Source organism: Streptomyces sp. GbtcB6 (assembly GCF_019091475.1).
GTDB lineage: Bacteria > Actinomycetota > Actinomycetes > Streptomycetales > Streptomycetaceae > Streptomyces > Streptomyces hyaluromycini.
This window is the reverse complement of the sequence record NZ_JAGXJL010000145.1, coordinates 1-1,909: the sequence shown is the minus strand read 5'-3', so window position 1 is coordinate 1,909 and position 1,909 is coordinate 1. Positions and strand designations below refer to the sequence as shown.

The 1,909-nt window shown below is 68.4% G+C and carries 3 protein-coding genes; 2 read left to right on the top strand and 1 reads right to left on the bottom strand.

Going from position 1 to position 1,909, the window contains the following annotated elements:
- Positions 1–302 precede the first annotated feature (302 nt).
- Complete coding sequence (locus KVT45_RS54855) at positions 303–662, top strand: AMP-binding protein (protein ID WP_368857578.1); 360 nt, start codon at positions 303–305, stop codon at positions 660–662.
- Between the two features lie 585 nt (positions 663–1,247).
- On the opposite strand, the gene KVT45_RS54850 is transcribed toward KVT45_RS54855, so the two are convergent.
- Positions 1,248–1,427, bottom strand: a complete 180-nt coding sequence (locus KVT45_RS54850; protein ID WP_217562591.1) for a hypothetical protein — start codon at positions 1,425–1,427, stop codon at positions 1,248–1,250.
- Positions 1,428–1,482: 55 nt separating this feature from the next.
- On the opposite strand from KVT45_RS54850, the gene KVT45_RS54845 reads away from it, so the two are divergent.
- Positions 1,483–1,909, top strand: a 427-nt coding sequence (locus tag KVT45_RS54845) for an acyl-CoA dehydrogenase family protein (protein WP_217562589.1), incomplete at its 3' end; no start/stop codon positions are given.

Sequence of the window (1,909 nt, the reverse complement as noted above, 5' to 3'; positions counted from 1 at the left end):
ACATCGGAGACAGCACCCGAGCCGAAATCGCCTACGCCCGGTCGCTGGACAAGCCCGTGCGGTTCACGCACCCCGAAATCGACCCTGACGCCTGACCGCCCGCTGCCACCTCGACAACCAGGACCGGCAGCCCGCCGCCTGACCGTCTCGCGATGGCTTCGGCCGCCACCCACCCCACACCCTCCGCAGGCACCCCTTGGAATTGATCATCTAGTGCTCGGCCGGCGCATCGAAGACGGAGAGCCCGACCTCTCCCAAGCCGCCGCGGAGCAGACAGCCCCACGGGAGGTTCTGTCCCCGGAATCGACGGAGGATCCGGATCGAGTACAGATCGTTCTGCTCACCTCGGGGACGTCCGGCACGCCGAAGGCGGCACTGCACAGCAGCGCGGCAACCTGCTGCCCTTGTACCTGGGAGCCGAGGTCATCCTTGCTGACACCTGGGACCCGGATGCGGTGTTCTCGCTGCTCGCCGAGCACGGTGCTGTTTACTTCGCCGGGCCGCCAAGCTTCGTGCAGGCAATCGCCGATGCTGCCTACCGCGCGGGGCATAAGTTGCCCAGGATGAGGGGAATCGTCACCGGCGCCACGACAGTGCCGGCCCACCTCGCCGACGAGGTCAGGAACAAGCTCGGGCTCACCCTGGAGACGCAATGGGAATGACCGAGGTCGCAGCCGGCACACGTACCTCGGCTGTGGACGATCCGCCCGACTGGGCTGTCCGCAGCGTCGGCAGGCCGCATGCCGGCCTGGAGATCGACCTGCGCTCCGATGGCGAGATTCCCCCACACACACCACCAGCCGGCCCGGCTGTGGTACGACACGGGTGACCTCGCCATCCCTGACGGCAGTGGCGGCATCCGGCTGATTGGCCGAGCCGTCGACCGCATTGGTGGCGTCCTCATGATCCCTGTGTCGGATGTTGAGGACGCCCTGCGCACCCATCCGGAGATCGTCGACGCCGCGCTGGTTGGCTACGGCCCTGCGAACGAGTCGGCCTGTGCAGTGGTGGTCGCCAAGGCCCCGTTGGCTCTGGACGACGTACGCGCCTACCTGAGCGGCGTCAGATGCCGGAGTGGTACCGGCCGACTCGTCTGGAAGTGCTGGAAGTGGTGGAAGCACTACCCCGCAACGCCATGGGCAAGGCATTGCTGCGGCGCCGTCTGCACGCCGACCAGGACTACGGGTCCCGTCCCGGAAGGTGGACGCCTCCTCCCCGGCAGCGCCAGGGTACCGGGGAGGAGAACCTCAACCGTCTCCCCAGTCGGGACTTGGCCTCGGCGCCAGCGGCCCCGCGTTACGGAGGCTGCGGCGGATGCGGCGGGGGTCCCCGCCGGTGGCTTCGGCCTCGTGGAGGAGGCGGTCCTCCCGGAGCCGGCTGGTGGGTATGCCGAGCAGGTCGGTGGTCACCCTGTCGTCTTCGATCAAAAACGTGTCGTGCTGGATCAAGTAGGGCCATCGTGTCCTCCCTACCGTGGTGGCCATGGACTTCAGCCCTTCACCACGTGCCGCCGAGCTGACCAAGGCCGTGCAGTCGTTCATCCAGGACGAGATCGCCCCCGTCGAGCACCAGCTCCGCCGCTCCGGCGGCGGGGCGGACCCGTGGCAGGTGCCTGAAGAGGTACACGAGCTGAGGCGTCGGGCGCGGGAGCAGGGGCTGTGGAACCTGTTTCTGCCCGCCGGGCACGAGGGGCCCTACGCGGAGCGGTTCGGCACTCGCGGCGGTACGGGCCTGACGAACGTGGACTACGCCCCGATCGCTGAGGCGACCGGGTGGTCGTTCCTGGCCCCGTATGTGTTCAACTGCAACGCACCGGACACCGGCAACGCCGAAGTGCTGCTGCGCTACGGGTCCCAGAAGCAGAAGGACCGCTGGCTCGACCCGCTGGTCGGCGAGGAGCACATCTCCC